20 protein-coding genes are annotated in these 23974 nt (G+C 28.9%); 15 read left to right on the forward strand and 5 right to left on the reverse strand.

Annotated features, from left to right (window positions below; all coding sequences use genetic code 11):
* Nucleotides 1-61: 61 nt before the first annotated feature.
* The 5 genes from RN605_RS04595 to RN605_RS04615 all read left to right on the forward strand — a co-directional run bounded on the left by RN605_RS04595 (nucleotide 62) and on the right by RN605_RS04615 (nucleotide 9195).
* Complete coding sequence (locus RN605_RS04595; protein WP_313322620.1) at nucleotides 62-1387, forward strand: DUF5723 family protein; 1326 nt, start codon at nucleotides 62-64, stop codon at nucleotides 1385-1387.
* A gap of 61 nt (nucleotides 1388-1448) precedes the next feature.
* Complete coding sequence (locus RN605_RS04600) at nucleotides 1449-2777, forward strand: aldehyde dehydrogenase (RefSeq protein ID WP_313322622.1); 1329 nt, start codon at nucleotides 1449-1451, stop codon at nucleotides 2775-2777.
* Nucleotides 2778-2834: 57 nt separating this feature from the next.
* Entirely contained in the window at nucleotides 2835-6788 is a 3954-nt protein-coding gene (locus RN605_RS04605; RefSeq protein WP_313322624.1) for a PAS domain S-box protein, read from the forward strand.
* Nucleotides 6789-6822: 34 nt separating this feature from the next.
* The gene (gene ypfJ, locus RN605_RS04610) at nucleotides 6823-7683 is read left to right on the forward strand and encodes a KPN_02809 family neutral zinc metallopeptidase (protein ID WP_313322626.1); all 861 of its coding nucleotides are present in this window, start codon (nucleotides 6823-6825) and stop codon (nucleotides 7681-7683) included.
* Nucleotides 7684-7842: 159 nt separating this feature from the next.
* Nucleotides 7843-9195, forward strand: coding sequence for a hydroxymethylglutaryl-CoA synthase family protein (locus RN605_RS04615; protein ID WP_313322628.1), 1353 nt, complete (start codon nucleotides 7843-7845; stop codon nucleotides 9193-9195).
* Here RN605_RS04615 and RN605_RS04620 read toward each other — a convergent pair.
* Nucleotides 9192-10697: a YifB family Mg chelatase-like AAA ATPase gene (locus tag RN605_RS04620; protein WP_313325793.1), complete on the reverse strand. Its 1506-nt coding sequence runs from the start codon at nucleotides 10695-10697 to the stop codon at nucleotides 9192-9194. The two genes, RN605_RS04615 and RN605_RS04620, sit on opposite strands and share 4 nt — an antisense overlap.
* Before the next feature lie 67 nt (nucleotides 10698-10764).
* Between RN605_RS04620 and RN605_RS04625 the strand changes: the two genes are divergently transcribed.
* Nucleotides 10765-12666 carry a recombinase family protein gene (locus RN605_RS04625; protein WP_313322630.1) on the forward strand — a complete coding sequence of 634 codons (1902 nt, stop codon included), beginning with the start codon at nucleotides 10765-10767 and terminating at the stop codon, nucleotides 12664-12666.
* 27 nt (nucleotides 12667-12693) lie between these two features.
* Here the strand turns inward: RN605_RS04625 and RN605_RS04630 are convergent, their stop codons facing one another.
* Nucleotides 12694-13452: a hypothetical protein gene (locus RN605_RS04630; protein WP_313322631.1), complete on the reverse strand. Its 759-nt coding sequence runs from the start codon at nucleotides 13450-13452 to the stop codon at nucleotides 12694-12696.
* Between the two features lie 180 nt (nucleotides 13453-13632).
* Here RN605_RS04630 and RN605_RS04635 point away from each other — a divergent pair, with 180 nt between their 5' ends.
* On the forward strand, nucleotides 13633-14262 hold the full coding sequence (locus RN605_RS04635; RefSeq protein WP_313322633.1) for a hypothetical protein: 630 nt from the start codon (nucleotides 13633-13635) through the stop codon (nucleotides 14260-14262).
* Nucleotides 14263-14281: 19 nt separating this feature from the next.
* On the opposite strand, the gene RN605_RS04640 is transcribed toward RN605_RS04635, so the two are convergent.
* Nucleotides 14282-15046, reverse strand: a complete 765-nt coding sequence (locus RN605_RS04640) for a hypothetical protein (protein WP_313322635.1) — start codon at nucleotides 15044-15046, stop codon at nucleotides 14282-14284.
* A 179-nt stretch (nucleotides 15047-15225) separates the two neighbouring features.
* Between RN605_RS04640 and RN605_RS04645 the strand changes: the two genes are divergently transcribed.
* Nucleotides 15226-16305 carry a hypothetical protein gene (locus RN605_RS04645; RefSeq protein ID WP_313322638.1) on the forward strand — a complete coding sequence of 360 codons (1080 nt, stop codon included), beginning with the start codon at nucleotides 15226-15228 and terminating at the stop codon, nucleotides 16303-16305.
* Nucleotides 16306-16315: 10 nt separating this feature from the next.
* Nucleotides 16316-16936 carry a hypothetical protein gene (locus RN605_RS04650; RefSeq protein WP_313322640.1) on the forward strand — a complete coding sequence of 207 codons (621 nt, stop codon included), beginning with the start codon at nucleotides 16316-16318 and terminating at the stop codon, nucleotides 16934-16936.
* A 114-nt stretch (nucleotides 16937-17050) separates the two neighbouring features.
* Here RN605_RS04650 and RN605_RS04655 read toward each other — a convergent pair whose 3' ends face one another.
* Nucleotides 17051-17497, reverse strand: a complete 447-nt coding sequence (locus RN605_RS04655; RefSeq protein ID WP_313322642.1) for a hypothetical protein — start codon at nucleotides 17495-17497, stop codon at nucleotides 17051-17053.
* 153 nt (nucleotides 17498-17650) lie between these two features.
* Here RN605_RS04655 and RN605_RS04660 point away from each other — a divergent pair, with 153 nt between their 5' ends.
* Nucleotides 17651-17869 carry a hypothetical protein gene (locus tag RN605_RS04660; RefSeq protein ID WP_313322644.1) on the forward strand — a complete coding sequence of 73 codons (219 nt, stop codon included), beginning with the start codon at nucleotides 17651-17653 and terminating at the stop codon, nucleotides 17867-17869.
* On the opposite strand, the gene RN605_RS04665 is transcribed toward RN605_RS04660, so the two are convergent.
* A complete protein-coding gene (locus tag RN605_RS04665) occupies nucleotides 17857-18573 on the reverse strand; it encodes a hypothetical protein (protein ID WP_313322646.1) in 717 nt (238 codons plus the stop codon). The two genes, RN605_RS04660 and RN605_RS04665, sit on opposite strands and share 13 nt — an antisense overlap.
* A 716-nt stretch (nucleotides 18574-19289) precedes the next feature.
* On the opposite strand from RN605_RS04665, the gene RN605_RS04670 reads away from it, so the two are divergent.
* The 5 genes from RN605_RS04670 to RN605_RS04690 all read left to right on the forward strand — a co-directional run bounded on the left by RN605_RS04670 (nucleotide 19290) and on the right by RN605_RS04690 (nucleotide 23911).
* Nucleotides 19290-19790 (forward strand): glycoside hydrolase family 108 protein, encoded by a 501-nt coding sequence (locus RN605_RS04670; RefSeq protein ID WP_313322648.1) that lies wholly within the window; start codon nucleotides 19290-19292, stop codon nucleotides 19788-19790.
* A gap of 23 nt (nucleotides 19791-19813) precedes the next feature.
* Nucleotides 19814-20605: a methyltransferase gene (locus RN605_RS04675; protein WP_313322650.1), complete on the forward strand. Its 792-nt coding sequence runs from the start codon at nucleotides 19814-19816 to the stop codon at nucleotides 20603-20605.
* A gap of 263 nt (nucleotides 20606-20868) precedes the next feature.
* Nucleotides 20869-22176: a Clp protease ClpP gene (locus tag RN605_RS04680; RefSeq protein WP_313322652.1), complete on the forward strand. Its 1308-nt coding sequence runs from the start codon at nucleotides 20869-20871 to the stop codon at nucleotides 22174-22176.
* A 30-nt stretch (nucleotides 22177-22206) separates the two neighbouring features.
* Nucleotides 22207-23250, forward strand: a complete 1044-nt coding sequence (locus tag RN605_RS04685) for a hypothetical protein (RefSeq protein ID WP_313322654.1) — start codon at nucleotides 22207-22209, stop codon at nucleotides 23248-23250.
* Nucleotides 23251-23329: 79 nt separating this feature from the next.
* Nucleotides 23330-23911, forward strand: a complete 582-nt coding sequence (locus RN605_RS04690) for a hypothetical protein (protein ID WP_313322655.1) — start codon at nucleotides 23330-23332, stop codon at nucleotides 23909-23911.
* Nucleotides 23912-23974 lie beyond the last annotated feature (63 nt).

Raw genomic sequence — 23974 nt, forward strand, 5'->3', positions numbered from 1 at the left:
TTATACAAGTAGGGTTTTCTTAAATCCAATTGTTATTTAAATAATTTATAACCCAAATTTTATGAAAAATTATTTTATCGCCTTATTATCTTTTCTATGCCTAAATGCATTTAGCCAGGAACATTATTCTGGAATCAGTACTTCTAATCGCGTTGGAATTTTAAACACAACTATTAATCCGGCAGAATTACCAAATCTTTCTAAAAAATTCGAAATCAACATCACTGGATTCAGCTTTGGAGTTTCAAATAACAAAATTGCGTTTAGCGATTTTAATTCTGATACCGATTTTGAAACCTTGCTATTTCAAGGCACAAGTCCTGTCAATGCAAGAATTGATGCCGATATTATTGGTCCTGGATTTGCAATGCGTTGGAATAAATGGGGTTTTGCATTTACTACAAAAGCTTATGCAAAATTTGATATGGTTGATGTTGATCCTACTATCGGAAATGCTATCACTAACGATAATTTGATTTTGAACACCACACTACTCAACAATCCGAATAATCAAAGATTAAGTGGAACATCTTATGGTGAAATCGGTTTGTCAGCAGGAAGAGTTTTGTATCAAAATGACAATCATCAATTTAGTGCTGGAGTTACTTTAAAAATTCTTTTCCCAGGTTCTTATTCCAATTTTGGTTTAAGTCAATTAGATGGAACAATTACTCAAAGCCTAGGAAATGCCTATTTAACAACAAATAGTCCTGCTAATTTGAATATTGCTTATTCGGGAAATTTAGCTGAAAGTTTTACAAATTTCGACGATTACAGCAAATCAATTTTTGGAGGTTTAAATGGCTTTGCAGGTGATATTGGCTTCAACTATCACTATAAAAGCACTTTAAACGCTGGTCTATCAATTAGAAACATTGGAAGCATGACATTTAAAGATGAGAATAATTATAACACTAATTATACTTTAAATATTCCAAATTCTGATCCATTAGATTTGAGCTTATTTGATAATGTTGACAATCTAAGTCAAGTTGAGCAAATTTTATTAGATAATAATTATTTATCAAAAGATGAGCCTGAAAAAAAAGAGTTTAAAGTTAAACTGCCAACAACGATTACTACTTATGTTGATTATAAAATTGTTCCAAAAGTTTTTGTTACTGCTTTTTTACAACAAAAATTAAATGACGATAGTGAAAACGAACAAGTTACTGCTCCAAATATTTTCAGCATTACACCTAGAGTAAATCTCGGCTTTTTTGAAGGATACATTCCAGTAACTTTTCACGAAATTTCAGGAACAAATATTGGTTTAGGTTTTAGACTTGGAGGATTTTATTTAGGAACAAGTTCATTGGTTACTGCTTTAATTAGTGATAGTAAACAAGGCGATTTATATATGGGTTTCCGCTGGGGATTTTTATAAAAAAACAAAACATTTAATTTAAAATAAAAATTGTAAATTGGCATGGACAATATTTAGGTTTATGCTTTTTAAAACTTCTATTGATTATCGAAAAAATGCTTTGCTAAAACTTTTAGTTTCTATTGAGAAACATGAAAAAGAAATTAATCAAGCACTTTATTCTGATTTCAAAAAACCTGAATTTGAAAGCTATCTAACTGAAACTTATTTTGTTCTTTCAGAACTAAAGCACACTATCAAGAATATCAATAAATGGGCAAAACCTAAAATGGTTTTGCCTTTTTTATTAAACTTTCCATCAACTGACTATCTGTATAAAGAACCTTATGGAAAAGTATTGATAATTTCTCCTTGGAATTATCCTTTTCATTTAGCAATGCTGCCAATGATTGCTGCAATTGCTGCGGGAAATCAAGTAGTTTTAAAACCATCTGAATTAACACCAAATACATCAAAATTAATTTCAAAAATAGTTGGTGAAGTATTCGACAAAAATCATGTCGAAGTCATTGAAGGCGGAATTGAAGTAAGTCAAAATCTATTGGCACAACAATGGGATTATATTTTTTTCACGGGCAGTGTTGCTGTTGGAAAAATAGTTGCCAAAGCAGCAGCCGAACATTTAACTCCTGTAACCTTAGAACTTGGTGGAAAAAATCCATGCATTATTGATGAAAAAGCCAATTTAAAATTAGCCTCCAAAAGAATAGTTTGGGGAAAATTTATTAATGCTGGTCAAACCTGTATTGCTCCAGATTATTTACTTGTTCATGAATTGATAAAAGAAGAGTTTACTAAATATTTAATTGATGAAATAAATGCTGCTTTTGGAGAAAACCCTGAAGCTTCTAAAGATTTATGCCGTATTATCAATGAAAAGAATTGGACAAGATTAATTAAAATGTTAGACAATCAGAAAATCATTTTTGGTGGAAAAAACTCCAAAGATGACTTCTTTATTTCTCCAACTATTATTGATGAACCTAGTCTAAACAGCTTGGTGATGCAAGAGGAAATCTTCGGACCAATTCTTCCTATTTTAAAATATTCATCTGAAGATGATTTAGATAATATTATATTGAAATTTGAAAAACCTTTGGCATTCTATATATTTACTGAAGACAAAAGATTATCAAAAAAATTGATTCAAAAATATTCTTTTGGAGGCGGAAGTATAAATGATACTCTGATTCATTTTTCAAACAACAGATTGCCGTTTGGTGGAGTCGGAAAAAGTGGAATTGGTGCTTATCATGGTAAATTCAGTTTTGAACAGTTTAGTCATAAAAAAGCTATAATCAAAAAAGCCAATTGGTTAGATATTCCAATACGATATGCACCATACAGAGATAAAATAAAGTTTTTAAAAAGGATTCTTAAATGGTTGTAGTTTCAAGTATTTTTATATTTTTGAATACCCAAAAATCTATACCTAAACATACTAATTTTGAATAATTATATTACTTTTTCAAATTTAAATCTTCTGGTAATCATTTCATTAATGATTATTCTTTATGTGTCTTATTTTTTCGCTAGTAAATCCATTAAGGATAAACTAGATTTAAAAAAACACTCAGAGTTTGAACCCAAAGAACAACAATACCAATTATTTCTTCTCTTCTTTGGATTATCTATTCCGCTTATCGAAGTCATACTTGAATATTTTAAAATTAGAAATTATAGTTATTTAAATATCAATCTTACGGTTGGTTTTATTTTGCTAGCATTTTACTTATTGTGTACAAGAAACAAGTTTTTTGAAAAAAACATTAACTATGTTTTCATGTTTTGTTTTTTTGGATACTCAACATTTCTATTTTATAATGTTTTTTTTAAAGACTTTGAATTAGTTTCCTATGTAAGTTTAATTATTTCGTTTTTCCTTTCCTACTTCATATTTAAAAACATAGTAAACTATTGGGTTTATATTATTACCGTTTTTTTGTTGCTGTTTGCAGCTTACTCTTCAAAATTAATTCCAGACAATCAAATCATAATTTTAATTTGTTCTTTAATTTTAACGTTATGCATACACACTGCAAGGCATTTAGCATTAACAGAAACCAGAAATAAATTTCTTTTCACCAATCTAATTGTCAATAAAGGAAACTCAATAATTCTTGCAACAAATAAAAGAGGAGAAATCTCATTTTGTAGTGAATCGGTTGAAGATATATTGGGTTACAGCGCAGCAGAAATGCTAGGATATGGATATTGGGAACTTACTGAAGATGAAGAATTTATTGGAGAAGCATACCACAATAATTATGTAGATAATCGCCTTTATGTTAGAAAATTAAAATGTAAAAATGGTGATTATAAATACATTCAATGGAAAGATAAAAAATATACTGAAGACATAATAATTGGTATTGGACAAGATGTTACTGAACAAGTAATGATTCAAAATCAATACCGAGATTTAATTGAAACGGCAAATGATTTGATTTATGAAATTGACCTGGAAGGCAATTTAACTTATACAAACCCATTTGCAGAAATAATTCTGGGATACTCTAAAGAAGAATTTTTATCAAATAAATATACAAACTTCGTAAGAGAAGATTATGTTGAAAATGTAATCGATTTTTACAAAGAACTTCCTGATAATTCTGCTGATTATCCTGATTTGGTTTTTCCAATTGTAAAAAAGGACGGAGAATCAATTTGGGTTTCTCAAAAAGTTTCAGTTAAAAGAGATGCCAATAGAAAAATTATTGGTTTTTCAATTATTGCAAGAGACATTACTTTAATAAAGAATTTAGAGCAAGAACATTATTTTAAAGCTTCAAAAATTAAAGTTCATAATGAAATTATTAAAAAATTAACCGCAAACAGTTATTCCAACAAGGAAACATTTTATACCATACTAAAAAACATTCTTCAAACCGTAGCTACAAGTAGCGGTATTAACAGAGTTAGTTATTGGAGTTATCATCCTGATGGATTGCGATGTGAAAGTATTTATTATTTAGACTCTAATCGATTTGAAAAAAACTTTTTTATAGAAAACACAAAAAGCCCAATTTACTTTGGTGCTATAGAAAACGGTCAACAAATTGTAGCTTCCGATGTCTATGATAATAAAATAACCTACGAACTTTGCGAGGAATATTTCCCAAAGAATAAAATTAAATCATTGTTGGATACACCTATATTTTTTGATGAAAAAGTAAAAGGAACATTGTGTTTTGAAACTGTTGAAAACAAAAAAGATTGGGATAATGAAGACATCAACTTTGCTCGTTCTATTGCCGATTTGATTGCCATAGCATTAGAATCAAATATCAGAAATGAAACTCAACAAAAACTATCCTATAAAAGTGATATTTTATTTGAAATTGTAAAAAACACCGAGCGATTTTTACAGTCAAAAGATAATGTTGAAATCATTAAAAACATCCTCGTAACTATTGGAAAGGTAACTAATGTTGACATTCTTTCCTATTATAAAACAAATTTAGAAAAGCAGGAATTTGAACAAAATTTCAGATGGGTAAAAGGAACTGATACTATTTCAGATTTAAATAAAAAAATACTTCATGTACCATTTGAATTATTACCAGAAGCAGTAGAAAAACTGAAAGAAAATAAACCTTATCACTCATTAACAAGAAAAATAAAATCTGAAAAAACTAAAGCTTTTTTAGAAGATTTAAAAACAAAATCAATTCTGTTTTTACCTATTTTCATTAAAGATAATTTCCATTCCATAATTGTATTTACAGTTTTTGAAAATGAAAGAGAATGGACTTCAGACGAAATAATTACGTTACAAACCCTAACCAACAATATTTCATACGCCTTTGAAAGAAACCTAAACGAAGCCATTATTCAAGAAAATGAAGAAAAGTTCAAATTATTGGCAAATAATATTCCAGGAACGGTTCATCTTTCGAAGTATGATGAAAAATGGAGTAAAATTTATCTAAATGATGAAATTGAAACATTAACTGGGTATTCTAAAGAAGATTTTTTAACTCAAAAAGTTAAATACAAAGATTTAGTTCTTCCTGAGGATTTAAAAATTGTTGAAAATAGAGCAAATGAATTATTCAAAGAACAAAAGAAAATTCATTTAGTCTATCGAATTAAAACCAAAAATGGAATTACTAAATGGGTTGAAGAATTTGGTGAACCAATTTTAAAGGATGGTAAAATTGAAAATATAGTTGGAATTTTTATTGATATTACCAATCGCAAAGAAGCTGAAGAAGCAATTAAAGAAAAAGAATATGCCGAAGCGGCTAATAAAGCAAAATCAGAATTCTTAGCCAATATGAGCCACGAAATCAGAACTCCTCTAAATGGAATAATTGGTTTCACCGAACTATTAAGAAATACTAAATTGGAAAGTATACAGAAAAAATACATGGATACTATCAATCATTCTGCCATTTCATTAATGGAAGTAATCAATAATATTCTTGACTTTTCAAAGATTGAATCTGGAAAAATTGAACTTAATGTTGAAAAGCATGAAATTAAAGAAATCGCCGAACAAGTTGTTGAACTGGTTGAATTTGAAACAAAAAATAAAAATTTAAATCTCAAATTACTAATCAATGACGACTTACCTAAGTATATTTTCATTGACTACATAAGAATCAAACAAGTACTTATCAATCTGCTAAGTAACGCTGTAAAATTCACAGATAAAGGTGTTATTGAATTTTCTATAACTAAAATTGAACAGATAGATGATGAATCCGTAAAAATTAAGTTTTCAGTAAAAGATACCGGAATTGGAATAAAATCAAAGAATCAAGAAAAAATATTCGAAGCTTTTTCTCAAGAAGATATTTCTACCACAAAACGATTTGGTGGAACAGGTTTAGGGCTTTCAATATCAAACAAATTGCTCGAATTAATGAATAGCAAACTTGAGCTTGAAAGTGAATACAACAAAGGAAGTGATTTCTATTTTTATTTGGTGGTCAAATCTTCGAATCAGGATAATACAAAAGAAAGCAAAGAAAAAAATAAAATTAAAGCTTCATTAAAATCAAATTATATAACCGAGGATAATTTAACCATATACATAGCTGAGGATAATAAAATAAACATGCTTCTAGCAAAAACACTTGTCAAACAGATAATTCCTAATGCAGCTATACTTGAATTCGAAAATGGAAATGAGATTCTTAAAGAAACCATTTCAGAAAAGCCCGATTTGATAATAATGGACATACAAATGCCAGTTATGAACGGTTATGAAGCAACATCCGAAATTCGAAAAAAGTATTCAAGCGACGAATTACCAGTAATTGCATTAACCGCAGGAATTGTTTTAGGCGAAAGAGAAAAATGTATTGAAATTGGGATGAATGATTATGTTTCAAAACCAATTGATAAAGAAAACCTAAAAAGTGTTTTAAATAATTGGATACCTAAGCCATAAAAATTAACTTTACAATACTAAAAGATTTATACTTATGAAATGGGATAAAAAAGAAAGCGGCAATTTTGAAGACAGACGCGGAATGTCTGGTGGCGGAAAAGCAATACTTGGTGGTGGATTAATTGGAATCGTAATTTTATTACTGAAAATGTTTGGCGGCGAAACTGGGCAAACAATAGGAAATGTAATTGAACAAACCCAAGGTTCACAAACCGAACAAACCGAAGGAACAAAAACCAGAGAACTTTCGGCGGAAGAAAAAGAACTTGGCGATTTCTCTGAAGCCTGTTTTGTTTACAACAACGAAACTTGGGATAAAATTTTCAGCGAAAACAACATGCAATTTCAAGAACCGGGAATGGTACTTTTTGATGATGGTGTAAACACTGCTTGTGGAAGTGCTACTTCTGCTTCTGGACCGTTTTATTGTCCTGGTGATAAAAAAGTATATATGGATTTACGCTTTTTTGAAGAGTTAAAAACACGATTTGGTGCCGAAGGCGGCGATTTTGCTATTGCTTATGTTATTGCTCACGAAATGGGACATCATATTCAAACGCTTCTAGGAACATCAGCAAAAGTAAGACAACTGCAAGCTAATAAAAGCCAAACGGAAGCCAACAAACTATCGGTTTGCTTAGAACTACAAGCTGATTTTTATGCTGGCGTTTGGGCTCATTATAATAAAAACTTATTGGAAGCTGGCGATATCGAAGAAGCTTTGAGTGCTGCCAATGCGGTTGGCGATGATACTATTCAAAGTAAAATGCAAGGTCATGTAAATCAGGAATCGTTTACTCATGGTTCGTCAGAGCAACGCATGGAATGGTTTATGAAAGGTTATAAAACAGGTGACATCAAACAAGGCGATACTTTTTCGGCATTATTGAATTAAAATTTTCAGTATAAATCAACTTTGCTTACGATTTTTATAATTAAAGTTGCTTTTTTTACGATATTCATAAATCGTGTTTAACACACTTATTTTAAAGGCAATTTCAATGTTTTTTGGAATTGCCTTTTTTAAATTTGTAATTCTTAAAAATTGAAAAAAATGAAAGTAGGCATTGATAGTATTGCATTTGATATTCCAAAAATATATTTACCCATTACCACTTTAGCGGAAAACCGAAATATAGAAGCCGATAAACTTATTAAAGGCTTAGGTTTACACAAAATGAGTTTTCTTGATGTTCATCAAGATGTGGTTACAATGGCTTCCAATGCTGCTTTAAAATTAATTCAACAAGAAAACCTGAATCCTGCTGAGATTAACCGAATATATGTTGGAACCGAAAGCGGTGTCGACAGTTCAAAGCCTGTTGCCTCCTATGTGATTTCCAATTTGGAAAGCGTTTTAGGCGAACGTAGTTTTAAAAACTGCGATGTAGTCGATTTAACTTTTGCTTGTATTGGCGCTGTTGATGCGTTACAAAACTGTTTAGATTACATTAGAGCCAATCCTTCCAAAAAAGCAATTGTTATAGCTTCTGATAATGCCAAATACGATTTAAATTCTACTGGCGAATATACGCAAGGCGCAGGTTCGATAGCGATGCTTGTTACTGCAAATCCACGAATCTTAAGTTTTTCAAATGATGTTGGTGTTGGCACCGAAGGTGTATTCGATTTTTTTAAGCCAAGACGAAATTTCACAAAAGCAGAAGCCTTGCAACTCGAGAATAATCCAGAGTGGAATGGTGTTTTAGAAAACGACATCAACCTTTATAAAGAACAACCCGTTTTTGATGGTCAATATTCCAATCAGTGTTACATCAGTAGAATTACGGAAGCTTATGAGCACTTCAAAACCGAAAGCCATCAACATGGAAAACTATATGAAAAATGGGCTTCCATTTTAATGCATCTACCTTATTGTTTTCAAGGAAGAAGAACGTTTATTGAAATCTTTGCCAAAGAAAATCCAGAACTTTTAGAAGCACAAGATGGTGAAACCTTGAAAGACAAAATGAGAGCTTTAACCAAAAGCCCAGAATATACTAATCTGGTAAACGAAACTATATTTCCTTCCGAAATTGCTTCAGGGCAAATTGGAAACATTTATACAGGTTCTATTTTCTTAGGCTTGCTTTCTACGCTATGCCATCATTTGAAAGAAGATACCAATTTAACCAACATAACTTTTGGATTCATCGCTTATGGTAGCGGTTCTAAATCAAAAGTATTTGAAGGAATTGTAAACGAACATTGGCAAAAGCAAATTGAAAAAGTAAAACTTTTTGAAGCATTGGCAACTTGTAAACCGATTGATTTTTCTACTTATGAAAAACTGCATAAAAAAGAATTGAAGCAAGCGGTTGTTGCTCCTAAAAATGAGTTTTATTTAGATAAAATAGAAAAAGAAAATCCAGTTTTAGTTGGTGCCAGATATTATAAATTTGCCTAACCCAACCAACCATCGCGGTCCAAACTTCTATACTGAATGGCTTCGGCTATGTGGCTAGAATTTACGGTTTCGGCTTCTTCCAAGTCGGCTATGGTTCTCGATACTTTTAAAATTCTGTCATAGGCACGTGCTGAAAGGTTCAATCGTTCCATGGCGGTTTTCAAAAGTTGCAACGACGTTTCATCCAATGCGCAGTATTCCCTAATTTGCTTCGTACTCATTTGCGCATTGTAATGTATGTTTTCAAATGCTTCAAAACGCTGCGACTGAATTTCTCTGGCTTTGGTAACGCGCTTTCTAATTTCAACGCTGCTTTCGGCAGGTCGTGTTTCGGTTAGTTTTTCAAACGGAACGGGTGTAACTTCGATGTGAATGTCTATTCGGTCTAATAATGGTCCTGAAATTTTACTTAAATAACGCTGCATTTCGGCTGGCGATGAACTTACGGGTGCATCGGGATCGTTAAAATAACCTCCCGGACTTGGGTTCATACTCGCCACCAACATAAAGGATGATGGATAGGTTATGGTGAATTTTGCTCTCGAAATCGTTACTTCCCTATCTTCCAACGGTTGACGCATCACTTCGAGAACTTCTCGTTTGAATTCGGGTAACTCGTCTAAAAACAAAACACCATTGTGTGCCAACGATATTTCTCCTGGTTGCGGATAACTTCCGCCGCCAACTAAGGAAACACTACTCGCCGTATGATGTGGATTTCTGAATGGTCGTTGGTTCATTAAACCAGAATCTTTTACTTTTCCGGCAACACTGTGTATTTTGGTAGTTTCCAAGGCTTCTTTCAACGTCATTGGCGGTAAAATACTCGGCAGTCGTTTGGCTAGCATCGTTTTTCCTGCTCCTGGCGGACCAATCAAAATGATGTTATGACCACCAGCAGCGGCAATTTCCATGCATCGCTTGATGCTTTCCTGTCCTTTTACATCGGCAAAATCAAATTCGGGAAAGTCTAAGGTTTTATAAAATTCTTCTCTGGTATTGATAACTGTGGGTTCCAAAGTTCCTTTGCCTTCAAAAAAGTCAATGACTTGAAGAACATTCTCTACTCCATACACATCCAATCCCGAAACTATGGCAGCTTCTTTTACATTTTGAATTGGGAGAAAAAATCCTTTAAAACCTTCTTCTTTGGCTTTGATGGCGATAGACAACGCACCTTTTATAGGTTGCAAACTTCCATCGAGTGATAATTCGCCCATGATTAAGTATTTGTCAACCTCATCGGCTTTTATTTGTCCCGATGCGGCTAAGATTCCGATGGCTAAGGTTAAATCATAGGCCGAACCTTCCTTGCGCAAATCGGCTGGCGCCATGTTGATAGTAATTTTTTTTCCGGGGAGTTCATAACCGTTGTTTTTCAGTGCAGCCGCAATTCGATAACTGCTTTCTTTAATAGCATTATCGGGCAAACCCACCAAGTGATACCCAATTCCTTTATCAATATTCACCTCAGTTGGTATTCTAAACTGGTAGGTGTAGATTTGTTAAAGATTAATTAAGTAAAATATTCAAAACAATAACTTTATTTTGTAATTTAAAATTTTATGTATGAACAAAGTAGCCATTTATGCGAGGGTTTCAACATCTGATAAACAAGAATATGAAAGACAGATTTCAGATAATACCAGAGCAATATATAAAGAAGATTATACAGAAGAACAAATTGAAATATTTGCTGAAAAACTTTCAGGATATAACAAAGAAAGACCTGAATTAAACCGAATGATGGAAATAGTCAGAGCCAATCCAAAAGCTTATGATTGCATCTATGTAACTGAAATTTCACGTATTGGTAGAAATCCAAGACACACAAGGGAAGTAATAGATGAACTATCAGATTTAATGATTCCAGTATATGTTGGAACACTTGGAATTAAAACAATTGATAATGGTAAAGTAAGTCCAATTGTTTCAATTATACTTCAAGTATTAATGGAATTTAGTCATATAGAAGCTGAGGCGTTAAAAGGTAGAATGATTTCAGGAAAAAGACAAAGAGCAAAGGATGGAAAATTCACTACTCATAATATTGCATATGGATATAAGTCAGATGAAAATGGATTTGTTGTAATAGATGAAATTGAATCTGAAATTGTGAAGTTGATTTTTGATAAATATCAAGAAGGAATTGGTGCAAGGGTAATTGCTCAATCATTGAATGAAATGAATGTTCCAACTAAATTTAATAAAACGAGAAAAGAAAAGGTTTTAAAATTCAGAACTGAACAAGTTCCAATTAAAGGCGAGGATGTACAATGGTCAGATACAACTATATTTCAAATAATAAAGAATCCGATTCATTATGGAAAAATGAAATATAAAGTAACTGATGCTGTTACTGAAATTGTAAATGGCAAAAAGGTTACAATTGAACCAGCAACCTATGATTTTGTTGATGTTGAACCTATTATTAGCAAAGAACAATTTGATGAATGCAATTATCTTAGAGAAAATAAAATTGACCGCAATTACATTGGAAAACACGAATATCTTTTAAAAGATATAATGCGTTGTGGTGTTTGTGGTCGAAAATATCTTGGTAAGTACATTGAGAATAAAAGCAATATTTATAAATGCGCATCATATTTAAAAAAAGGTTGTGGTAATGGTTCAATTAATATAAGTTTAATTGAAAGTGTTATCTATGACCAAGTTTTAAATGCTGATACATTGCTTCAATATTTGGACAATCCAAAAGACTTATTAAAAACTATTACTTCTGAGTTAGAACAATCGGAGCAACTTTTAAAGAATACAAACAAACAACAAGCTGATAAAGAAAAACAGTTGGAAAATTTGATTGTAGCAATTTCAAAAAGTAAAAATCCAAACTTTGTTATGTTTGAAAAATTGGAAGGTGAATTGAATGAAGAAATAAAATCACTCAAAGAAAAAATTAAATTAATCAGAAGGGATATAATATCAAAGAAATCAATTGTTGAAAATTACAATCAAGAATTGGCTACTAAAGATATGATTATGAAATCCAGATTTAACCGCCCTGAATTGACTGCAATTTTTAAACAGTTCATTGATAAGATTGTTATTAATCAATTGGATAAGGATTATATTTTAGCAAATGTATTTATTAAAGTTAATGGTGTTAGATTAGAATCAACTTTGAAGTTATTTATTTATGGTCGTGGAGTTAGAAACTTTGGTGGACAAAATGAAAAAGTTTATAAATATTTACCAATTACAAAAATGGAAAATGAACCAGCTTATACTGATGCAAATTTCAAATATGATAAAGAAAAACATTTATTGGAAAATCATAAAGAACTTAAAAAGTTAAATGGAAATATTTTGACTGTTAATGTTGATGATATATTGGATGAATTTAAATCACAAATGAAATTTGGTATTGAAAGTGACGGGTTTTTAGGTAATAAAATGACCATCATTAAAAAAGAAAACTATATTCAAATTGATGATTGTTTTCTATATTAAAAAAAGGTGTTCCATAGAACACCTTTTTTATTTGTAATAAGCAACTATTTCACCCAATAGTACATCTAAATCTTGGCTAAAATTTACTTGTGAAGATGTTGGTAATGGTTCACTTTTTCTAATATGTGAATGCAAAGCACCATCACTAATATTTCTCATTGAATCATTCAGGTGTTTTAAATTTCCTCTTATGCTTTTTGAACCATAATTATTTGCTACTTCATTAAAATTTTTACAATTAAATAAAGGTGGTATGTGGTCAATGATTGCTCTACCAATCATTGCAACGCTGTAATAATTACTCTTTTCAAAATTAGAATTTAATTCTTCACACATTCTAATCAACTTTGATAAATCAAATGGTGTTTTTAAACTTTTAAGTTCATTTATTCTGCTTAGACTTATGTAATTTGGTATTAATCTATCTTCTTTATAAATCTTATTATTTTTTTCAGAACCAAATGATTTATTACTAATCTTTTCTTTTGTTACATTTTGACCTAAAAATTCTAATATATTAGTGCCAACATATCTACTAAAATTATCATAAAAAAAACTGTTATACTTCTTTGCAATTTCAATAATTTCATTTTCAGTTTTATTTTGAGGATTATTAAAAATCTTAAATGAACTAATTTCATAGCTCCACCAATATTTTACTCCAGCAATTGTAAATCCAGTATCACCATTTAAATATGCTTTAATTATTACATCTAAATCTTCATCATCAATATTCAAAATTGATTGTCTTATCATAAAAGCTGAATATTCTATATTGTATGTCATTATAATTTTTTAAGAACATAAAAATACATTTTTTATTTATCAACAATCCAAATCTGATTGCTCTAATTATTAAATTTGTATTCACACATAACATTGCAATTTATATCTTCCTATACAAATTATAACCCAAGTTTAATTGAATTTAAAGGTTGGAATTTCTAATTAAAATTATTATTTTAAATGATTGATGATTATGATAAAGTATTAGTTGAAAATCAAAATGATTTAGATTCTATACGTGAATTAATTGATGATTTTTTGAAAATAAAATTAATATTTGTAAATAAAAATAAATCTACTGAATTAGTCAATGAATATCTTTTAACATTAAACCTAATTGGTTTTTTAATTACCTCTAAAATTGATATAGTTATTATTTTTAAATATTTATCAAAAAAAAATCTAACAAATGCTGAATCAAATTACTTTAATAAAAAAGGCTATTTAGTAATATATGAAGTTTTAAACACATACAATAAACTTAATCAGTTTTTAAAAATTACTTCCAAAATTTATCCTGAATTAAAAAATCATCATAATAAAATAACATTTGAAGTTTCTAAATTCAAACTTTTGGTAAATTTTGATGGTTATATAAAAGATATAAGAAATACAGTTTCTGGTCATTTTAATTCTTCATTTATGATTCATTATGATACGCTTAATGAACTGCATAATGAACAATCAAAATTTCATTTTTTAATGTTTATGGACTTAATAAATGAAATAAGAAATTATGTAAATGAACTTGAAAAACAACAAGAATTAGTTCTCAAAGATTTGCAAACCTTAAAGAATAAATACAAGTAATTGTTTTTGTAATTCAAGTTTAATCAATGTCAACATTAAACTTAAAAATCTTACTACCATTAAATACTGGATTAATATTAAAATTAAACTTTTTAAAGTGTCTTTTATTTGCAATATCCAAATAAGTTGTTTCTAAGTAAAAACTAAAATTAGTCTTTACTTTAAATTTAGAATTTAATGAATAATAAAAAAGAACTTTAAAGAGATATAAAATAAAATATGGAATTTCTATTCTGATAGGATTAGAGTCAATAGTTACTGGTAAAAAATAATCGAATTTTAAATTATTACCATATTCTGTATGATTCAAATAAATTTCAGATGGATATTTAATAGATTCACCTAATATTAAGTTTTGATTCTTTGAGTAACTCAATTTGATTATATCAAAATTATTAGGATTTCCATTTGCTACAAATTCATTATTAAATTTCTTTATAATTTTCACATACTTTTCAATATCACACCCAAACTTAAACTTAACATTACTTGCAGTTGCAAATCCAATATTTAAACAATTTAAGTTTATTTTATTTGATGGTTCAGTTGGAATACCTAAAATTTTATTTGAATCATAAAAATGAATCTTGTAAGGGTAATTTATAGTATCTAAACCAAAACTAAATTCTTCTATAATAAGCTGTGGTTTATAAGTACTTTCTCTTTGCTTTCTAACTTCAACTAAAGTATATAATCCGATTCCAACGGCTATTGCAGTTGCAATTGAAGATATAATTGTAAAAAGATTTAAATATTCTGTACAAAAAGAGTTAAGTATTTCCATTTATCCATTTTAATAACTCTAAAAGTATTAAATGGATTTGAAAAATTCATCTAATGCTTTTAAAAAGTTTTTATTTCATTTTTCATTAAGTTCAAATTTATGTTTTGGTTTTTCAAATTATAAACCTAATTTAGTAAGTTTTACAGTTTAGTAGAAACTATAAACTTTAATAAAATAATATGTTTGATAACAATTCTTTTTTAAAATCTATTATAAAAAGTCAAGAACTTGTAAATAATAAATTAGATAGTCCTTTTTATAAACAAGCAATTAGTATTTCTGAAAGTTTAAATAAACAAATTAATTCTTCAACTAATATGTTTATAGCTGGTTCGCTTAGTCAACAAATAAGTGAAATCGATAATAATGTAAGCAGCATCCTTAAACAATTATCACCATTAAGCATAACAACGAATGATTTAATAAAACATTTGTCATATTTTAAATCAAATCAAGAAGATAATAATAAAGCAATACTAAAAGCTATTAGTGGAAATTCAATAGAAGCAATAAGTAAATACGATTGGAAGAATAATTTCCCAACATATTTTGAAAATTATGGTTCAATTGGACAAAGATTAAATGAATTAAAAAATTGGGAATTCAAATCCCATAAAATTGAAATGTTTAATGAAAATTTTCAAAATTTCACTTCATCAATAGGTTTTGAAAATAATACATTACCAGATGCTTTGAATATTGCTTTAGAAATGGAAATTGAATCTAATTCATCAGAAGAAGTTGTTAGTGAAATTATTGACGAAACAAATCTATTACTTGAAGAAATTAAAAATATTAATTCAAATTCACTTAGCAATATTTATGATTTATTTGATTCATTTATTATTAAAATAGATTCATTAAAAAATTCTAAAGTTTTAAAAGATTTTTTTGTTACTACAATTAGTAATATTATTTCAACATTAATTGCAACTTGGATTATAATCAAAGTTATATCTAACGATGAAGTAAAAACAATAAATAATGTTACAAACATAACATATGAAACTAATAATATTAATTATTTTGAAAATGCTGGTGAAATTAAAATAGGTTCAATTTATGTTAGTGATGTTTCAAAACAATTAAAAACCCAAAGAAGAAACAATTCTAAAAGTATTTGTGAAATTAAAGCTGGCACTAAAATCAAAGTAATCAAAAAATATAAAACTTGGCTTTGGGTTAGAGTAATTGATGGTGATTTAGAATTCCCATATGGTTTTATTAGAAATGAAAACTTGTTCAATGTAAATAAATAAAAAAAGAAAAATGGAAAAAAAAATATTTAATCAAATTTCAATTGCTTATCAAAATTTATCAAATAGATTCCAAAATTACAATCGTCAATATATAGATTTATATTATGTTTACCCAAACAATTTAATGATTTTTGAAGGTGAAAAATTAGAGTTTCTACTTAAATTTTCAGAAATTCCTTTTGGAGGTTTTTTTAAGGATACACACAAAAATCAATTTTATAATCAAAATTATTTTAATGGAAATTGCGTAATTAATGAAGAAAATACAATTAAAATTCATTATGATTTTTCACTAATTCTATTTTTTTATTTGGTCAACTCATTAAAAGATGACCTTAATACTTTTTTAGAAATTTTAGAATCCGAAGAATTTAAACAAACTTTCAATGTTTATATAAAAATCGATGAAAATAGCTTAAGTTATCATACAGCTGCTAATGAAAAAATATGGGAATATTTTAAATCAAAAATTGATACAATAGGTTATATTAACCATATTATTTGTGTTATAACTACTGATATAGTCTATATTAATATTGATAGTTATGTTGAAATAAACAAAAATGTTATTAGAAGTATTTTAAAACAGCTTGATGATGTTTACAATTTTGATGGATTTGAAATAAAATAATGAATCTATTTTAAATCGATTTGAAAAATTCATCAAGTAATTTTAAAAACTTTTCAGCTTTTAATTCGTCTTCACTTTTTGTAATAGCTTTTGGTTTGGTATTTTCTTTTTCCATTAGTTTAATTCTATTATTTGATTTGGATTGATAAAGAAATGTATCATTTCCTTTTCAACCATTTTATTAATTCCCATTGTTGTTAATGGTGCATTATGTTTAAGAACCAGAAAATAATCATCTTCATTTATTTTTTGATACATACATTTTTCATCATTGAAAAAGAAAAATAGAATTGGTTTATGATTTGATTTTTTTGATTCATCAATAACTGCATCAACTTTACTTTTATCAATTATTGTTTCATTAAAATCAGTTGAACCAACTTTTCTACACTTCACTTCAAATACATATTCATTCCCAGTTGTTCCAGTATAATAACCTTCTATCCTATCGTATGATTTTGATTCAGTAAATTGGAATTGAGTTACTCCAAACTTATTAAATAATTGGGTCATTTTTTGTCTTTCATTATCCCCAGCTTTTTCAAATTTTTGCTCATTCATATTTATCTTTTATAATAAATATCATCAAAATTGAAAAAAGACTTAACTTAATGCTATATTAAGGCAAAAAATTTTCGTCAACCCTAACAAATCCTTTGTTTACAAGGTGTTAATGTTTAATTTTACATTCAATAATTGCTAAAAATATTTGCTATGGATACCAAAACTCGAATTTTAGATACAATAGAAGAAGCACACAAATTTTTTATTGGATTGGATGGTGAACCAAAATCAATTCATAAAGATTTGCTTTTAAGAAAATTAGATGATGTTGGAATTGATAAAATCAATGTTTCATTATTTGAATTAAAAGAAATGGGTAAACTTGATTTTGATTTTTCAGCAAATCCAGACCTAATTTATGTTCTGTAAAGCTTACTGAAAATTGACCTATAACATTGGAAAAGATTACTACTGTCTTTTACAACATAATGATAAGTTCCTTCAAGATAATCATCTGATGGCTTTTCATCACCAAACTTTGTTTTAATCATTGAAATTAAATCTTGATTTATCAAAGATAGTTGAAGCATTGCATCATAATCATATTGAATTTCATTTTCATCTACAATTGGAATTGATTCAATGACTTGTTCAGCTTGTTCATACAATTTGGTGAACTCATTATTTTGTTCAGGATAAACACCAAAGATTGGTTCATCTTCAATTATAAGTTCATCTTCAATTATAAGTTCATCTTCAATTATAAGTTCATCTTCAATTAATGAATTATTGTAATTAACAGCTAATTCATTTACTTCAATTATTCTATCCCAATTGATGAAAATGGTTCTTAATTTTACTTTTTCAGCTTTTTGAGTTGTTGAAATATTTAAGTATCCTTTTTGTTTAAGACGTTGGATTAATTTATCAATTCCAGTTGGTGAAGTGAATAAATGTTTTCCAATATTATCAGAAGACCAAGTAATATTTTCCTTTTTTTGTGAATAATGAATCAGCTTAAGAAATAATCTATATTCAGCTGGTGTTAAATGAAAATCTTGTTTTTCATTAATTGTTGCAGTTGCATAAAATAATGCATCGTGGTAAGTTGTTTTGATGTTTGGAGAAGTCATTCATAATATTTTTATTCTCTCGTTATTTTATTTGGGCTTCTCTCGGTAAGAGAAGCTGGGGGTAATTACTCCCCAGCACCGAGGTAATCATTTCTGACTACATTAATAAATATGTTGGATTTTGAAAAAAGACCAACTTTTGATAAAATATATACAAAAAAAATTACATTGTCAATATTTAGATTGAAAATAACTTTAAAATAAATTGGACTGTACAGTCTTTTTTTGGACAAGCTTGTCCATTTTTGGACTGGGTAGTCTTTTTTTAGACTGGTTTGTCCATTTTTGGACTGTACAGTCTTTTTTTGGACTGGTTAGTCTTTTTTTGGACTGGTTAGACAGATATTACTATACTAAATTATATTACTAAAGAAATTAAATAACTAAAGTAAATTATAATACTATAATAAATTAAATAACTATAATTAATTATATAACTATATAATATTAATATACTATTTTATAAAATACTCAATTTTTCAATTGGGTGCAACCCTATTTTTTTATTTTCTTTTATTTAAATCATATCCAACTAATTTTTGGGAGCAAAGCGACCAAATAATAAAAAAATCTTATCCAATTTTCTTCAAGGGAGCGAAGCGACCATTATAAAAATTAATCCAATTTCTATTTGAGGGGGCTTTGCCCCCTTTATTATTAAAATACACTTTACTTCTGTTAACATTGGAAATATCATTTGGAAAAATGTTATCCAAATGAATAAACAAAGATTCCAATTAATTTTTTCCAAAACCCTTTTCTGGGAAGGGGGCGAAAAACTACATAAAGTTGCTGATGATGCTGGTGGGTACACCAAGTATGGAATAGCATACAATTTTAATAAAAGTCATTTTCAATCATTAGACGAATTTAAAAAAATGACACTTGAAAAAGCTTCTGAAATAGCTTACTTCAATTATTGCGTTCCAATTAAGCTTCAATTAGTCAAAGAAGATTGTCAAGCTATGTTATTTGATATGGCTTTCAATATGGGCGTTAAAACAGCAATTAAATGTGCTCAAAGAGCGTTAAAGTTAAAAGCCGATGGAATTATAGGTGAAAAGACAAAAGCTGCTTTAAAGAACTTAGACAAAGAAACATTGTATTACCAAAGAATGATGGTATATCAAAAGATTGTTGATAAAAATGAAACTCAAAAGAAGTTTTTCAAAGGTTGGAAAAACAGAGCAGATTACTTTTTAGAAACAAGCATATAACACTAAACTAAATCCAATATGAATTGGCAAAACTTACCAAACAACAAATCAAAGAACACAATATTGCAGTTGAATTACTCAAAAAAGACCACCTAACTTTTGATGAAAAAGTAACTGTTTTTGAAAAATGGAATGAAAGTGCAAATAGTCTAAATTCAGAAGCTGGAGCATTTTTTACACCAGTCAATTTTGCAGCAGATTTTTCACTTACACTTTATGACAATGCCAAAACAATTGATTTATGTGCTGGGATTGGAATGTTATCATTTTACGCTTATCACTATAATAAATGTACTGATATTACTTGTGTTGAATTAAATCCTCAATATGTTGAAGTTGGAAAAAAACTATTACCAGAAGCAAACTGGATTAATGCATCAATTTTAGAATATGAAAAATTTGGTCACTTTGACCAAGTAATATCAAATCCACCTTTTGGTAAAATTAAAACTGGATTGGATTCAGATTTTAAAACCAAACTTGATTATAAAGGTTCTGAATTTGATTTAATCACAATTGAAATTGGTTCAAAAATAGCTGATTATGGTTCATTCATTGTACCACAAGTTTCTACTCCATTCAGATATTCAGGTAACAAGATGTTTATGGATTTAAGATTGAAATCTAAAGGTTATAATCCTTATGAATTATCAGTTCCAAGAAAAGTAGAAAAGTTTATTAGAGAAACTGGTTTGAATTATAATTTCAATCTGGGTATAGATACTTCTTATTATAAAAATGATTGGAAGGGTGTATCCCCAACTTGTGAGGTGGTAACATTTGAATTTAAAGAAGATAGAGAAACAGCGAATTAAAATTCAAAACCTTAAAAGCAAAAAGTGGTCATTGTGACCTTCAAGTTTATTAACCAAAAAAATCAAAAATTTGAAAACAAAATCTTTCAACTTAATTGTTGTAGTTTTAATGATAATTGATATTCTTATTTCAATTTTCGTTCGATAAAAAAACCTAAAAAACCCTATACATTTTGTGTAGGGTATTTTTTTTGATTTGATAATCCCTAACAATTATTAGGTGAACTTTACTTTCACTACATACAGAAGTATAATTCCAATATATGAAAGGAATTATATATATCACGGGTGAAATTGGTGTTGAAACTACATTAAATGATGTTGTTCAACAAGTAAAAGCACAATCAACAGCTGATTCATATTTGGTAAAAATAGATTCAATTGGTGGTTATGTTGATTCAGGTGATGATATATATAATTACTTGGTAAATCTGGGTAAACCAGTTACCACTTATACTACAAAAGCATTATCGATAGCATCAAAAATCTTTATGGCTGGTTCAACCAGAATCATTCCAGAAGGTGCATCTGATGCAATTATGATTCACTTGCCTTGGATGCAGGTACAAGGCACTCATCAAGTGATTTCAGACTTTTTAAAAGACTTAAAAGCTATTGAAGATGATTTAGTTGATTTCTATTCTAAAGTAACGGAAATCGATAAAGAAACTATTCATTCTTTACTCACAACAGAAACATATTTGGATGCAAAACAAGCTTTAGATTGGGGATTTGCAACACAACTTCAACCTGTACAATTGGCAGTAGCCAAATTACATAACAATGAATTAATAGATGAAAATCTAATGAATGAAATTAAACAAACACTTAAAGAAGTTAAAGACTTTGTATTTGGTGTTAAACCAGCAATAAAAGCTGAATTGATTCTTCAAGATGCAACTGGTGTATCAATCACTTTTCCAGAATTATCAGAATCTGATTCACCAGTACAAGATGATACTGCAACAGTAGATGGTTCACCAGCAGAAGGTGAATTCACAATGCCAGATTCAAGTGTTTTCAAATTTGAAAAAGGTGTTTTAACTGAAATTATCGCACCAGTTGAAGAAGATACTACACAAGAAGACACAACTGAACAAGTAGATGCAGAACAAATTAATGATTCAGAACCTGAAACAAAAGCAGAAGTAATTAAAGAAATAATGAAATGGGAAATTGATGTTGTATCAACCTCATTTGAAGCTGGTGAAACTGTAAAATATGAATATGAAGGTGTTGAATATACAGTTGGTGCTGGGGAATATGAAATTCCATCTACTGGAAAAAGAGTTATAACCAATGCTGATGGTGTAATTGTAGAAGTAAAAGATGCTCCAAGTGAAGCAGAAACAGTTACAGAAGAACCAGCAGCAGTTGAATCAGAAGATTTAAAAGATATGGTTGAACTTATTGAAGCATTAGCAAAGAAAAATGCAGAAATAGAAGCAAAATACAATGTATTAGCAAAACAAATTGGAAGTGATTTTTCAATCCAAACAACTGAACCAATCAGTTCAATAAAAAAAGAAAACAAAGAAGGTCAAAAGACCTTTTCAATCAAACGTAAATAACATAAAAAAAGAAAAAATATGACCTAAGAAATGGCAAATTTTAATTTCGATAACGTAACGTTATCTGCAAAAGAAGTTGCAGAATTAAGCAAAGTAATATTTGAAGTTGCTTTTACAAACCCTGAACTTCAAAAAATGCACTCTATTGAAGAAGGCATTGATATGAAAACCCAAATCTTGCTTTTATCCGCTATGGGTATGCAAGGATTACCAGCAGAAGGTTGTGAAGCACAAGATTCTGATGCTGGAATTGTAGCAACACAAAAATATTGGGAAAATAACAAAGTAGAAGTTAGAATTCCATACTGTAATACTGACTTACCAGCTTTACTTAAAGCATTTGGTCAAAAATCAAACAAATATGATGTTGAAGCTTCTGATGAAGTGAAAATGTTAGCATCAAGATTACTTGAAGCAATCGATGAAACAGTATTAAGACTTGTTTGGTTTGGTGATAAAGATGCTGAAAATATTGTATCAGGTGGTACAATCACAAATACAGTAAATAAAAATTACTTCAAATCAGTTGATGGTCTTTGGAAACAAATTTTCGCTGGTGTAACTGCTGGTGATATTAAAAGAGCAACTATTGCTGCTAATACTGGAGCAACTTATTCAGCACAAGAATTATCTACTGGTGAAGCTTTAACAGTAATGAGAAAAGTATATAATCAATCTGATTCAAGATTAAAAAATCATCCAGATGCACAATTTATTGTAACTCAATCAATGTATGATAACTTCTTGGATAAACTTGAAGATGCTGGTCTTAATGCAGTTGGTCAATTAGCTATCAATGATGGTGTAATGACTTATAGAGGTAGAAAAATTGTTGTTTCTGACTTTATGGATAGAATAATTACTTCTTCTCTTAACAACGGTACTAAATATAATTATCCAAATAGAGTTGTTTTCTCAACTCCAGATAATTTAAGAGTTGGTACACTTGATTCAGGTGAATTCAAAGAATTATCTATCTGGTATGATAAAACAGATAGAAAAGTTTACACAGAAAACATATTTAGTCTTGATGCTAAAGTGTTAGAAGGATACTTAATATCAGTTGGATATTAAAAACCATTAAGTATTGGGTGCTGGTAAAAAGCACCCATTACCTAATAAAAAATAACAAAAAGAAAATCTATATAATACGATGTCTTGTATTAAAAAATTAACTCATAATATCACTTATGATACTTGTAACTTAACTTACCCAGCACAAGGTGGTTTGGATGGTGGAAAAGCAGTATTAATTAACCGTTCAGATATTGATGTAACTTCATTAACTCGTTCAGGTGCTACTGTTACCAATTTAAGCTTAGTTTCAGGTGCAACTGGTTATGAAGTATCATTTGTAAAACAACTTGCAAATACAGCTTCTGAATTTACAGTAAATGATGGTTTAGATACTTTCACTCACACATTTGTTGGTAGAATTTATACCCAATCAGCAACTGATTCTGAAATCATTACTCAATTAGCAGCTGGTGAATTTGTTGTTGTAGTTGAAACAAAATGGAAGGGTGAAAATGCAGCTGATGCATACAAAATTTTAGGTGTTACAAATGGACTTAAAATGTCAGAGGGTACACAAACTTCATTAGAAAATGATGGTTCTTATTTATTCACTCTTTCAAGTGTGGAAAACTTTGGTGAACCATATCCATATAATGTTTATTTGGAAACAGATTATACAACAACTAAAACTAAGTTTAATAATTTATTCGCACAATAGTACTTTACTTAAGTACTCTGAAACAGTATAATTAAGGTAGGTAGTTCATAATAACTACCTACC

The organism is Flavobacterium sp. PMTSA4, from assembly GCF_032098525.1.
GTDB classification, from domain to species: Bacteria; Bacteroidota; Bacteroidia; order Flavobacteriales; family Flavobacteriaceae; genus Flavobacterium; species Flavobacterium capsici.